The organism is Actinosynnema sp. NPDC023658, assembly GCF_040639995.1.
Classification (GTDB): Bacteria; Actinomycetota; Actinomycetes; order Mycobacteriales; family Pseudonocardiaceae; genus Actinosynnema.
In genome coordinates, this window is record NZ_JBFAAX010001272.1 from 1 (window position 1) to 1,424 (window position 1,424).

At 71.8% G+C, this 1,424-nt stretch carries 2 protein-coding genes; one reads left to right on the forward strand and one right to left on the reverse strand.

The window, feature by feature from the left end; translation table 11 throughout:
* Positions 1–307: 307 nt before the first annotated feature.
* Positions 308–589: an isoamylase early set domain-containing protein gene (locus AB0G02_RS40180; protein WP_360805784.1), complete on the forward strand. Its 282-nt coding sequence runs from the start codon at positions 308–310 to the stop codon at positions 587–589.
* On the opposite strand, the gene AB0G02_RS40185 is transcribed toward AB0G02_RS40180, so the two are convergent.
* On the reverse strand, positions 573–1,424 hold an 852-nt coding region (locus AB0G02_RS40185), incomplete at its 5' end, for a carotenoid oxygenase family protein (RefSeq protein ID WP_360805787.1). The genes AB0G02_RS40180 and AB0G02_RS40185 overlap by 17 nt on opposite strands.

Sequence of the window (1,424 nt, forward strand, 5' to 3'; positions counted from 1 at the left end):
CTCACCCCTCCCGTCGACCGCGTCGGGCTCCCCGCCCGCTCACGGCCCGGCGATTCTGGGGCATCATCGGGGTCTTGCCACAAGCCCCCCTGTGCGCTATAAGTTGAAAGTAGAGAGGCGCGGGTAATCCCCTCTCCCCCTTCGATCTCCCCCGTTCGCCGGTCCGCTGTGGACGGTTCGCGAGCGCGCGTCACCCCGACGAGTGACTGTCCGGCCGGCGCACCGGCGTGCCGCTTGAAACCCGGGCACCGCACCGGGACGCTGGGGCCCCCGGAGGCAAGGCAAGATCGACTCACGAGGGAGAACGATGCTCCGCAGCACTCGCCTCTTCGGCCCCAAGCGCCGCGTGACCTTCTCGCTGCCCCTCGACCGGCCGAGCGGGCCGGTGAGCGTGGTCGGCACGTTCAACGACTGGACGCCCGGCGTGCACGAGCTGGTGCCCCGCCGCGACGGCACGCGCACGGTGACCGTGATCCTGTCGCCGGGCACGCACCGGTTCCGCTACCTCGGGGACGGCGGCCACTGGTTCGACGAGCCGGACGTCCCGACTGTGGACCGCGACGGGTGCGTCATCACGATCGACGGCTGACCCCGACGATCGGCGGCTGACCCGCCCGGTGGGCGGTGAACTGGCCGTGGAAGCCGAACGGGATGGCGTGCGGCACCTCGGCCCGCGCCACCTCCTCGAACGTCGCCGCGTCGAGCACCAGCAGGCCGGACCGCCCGGCGTCGCCGTCGAGCACCACCGACAGCAGCACGCCGTCGTCCTCCGCGCGGGCGCCCGGCGCGGGCACGAACACCGGCTCGCCCGGGTAGCGGCCCGGCTCGTGCCACTTCAGCGTCCGTCCACTCCGGACGTCCACCTTGACGAGCTGGTTGACGAAGTCCTGCGTGCCGTTCTCGTGCGCCCCCACGCCGTAGGCGTAGCGGTAGTCGCGGCCGTTGTGCGACCCGTAGGCGATGCGGGGCAGCTCCAGCGAGTCGTCCGTGAGCCGGCGTGACGTGATCCCACGGCCGCCGAAGTCCACCTCGTAGCGGGTGGCGAAGGCCAGCGGCAGCTCCGCGTCGCCGCGCAGCCGGTCCAGGTACAGGGCGTCGACCACGGTGGCGTCGGGGTAGGAGCAGATGTCCACGGCGACGCCGCCCTCGGTGTCGAAGGCGTTGATGTGGTGGAAGGCGAAGAACGCGTCGGTGCGCTCGTCGGCCACCACGGTGCCGTCCTGCTGGTCGAACACCACGAACCGGGTGCCCAGCTCGGGCCGCCACCGGTAGTTCTCGATGAACGGCTTGGCGCGCAGCAGCAGCGACAGCGGGTTGACCACGAGCGGGAAGATGGCCAGCACCACGTGCCGCTCGGTGACGGCGAAGCTGTGCAGGTAACCGGGGCGCTCGGCGGGCAGCGTGGCGATCAGCTCCCGCGCGGT

What these genes read in the sequence shown, in the direction of transcription:
- AB0G02_RS40180 (WP_360805784.1), top strand. Translation starts at nt 308, where the DNA reads ATGCTCCGCAGCACTCGCCTCTTCGGCCCCAAGCGCCGCGTGACCTTC.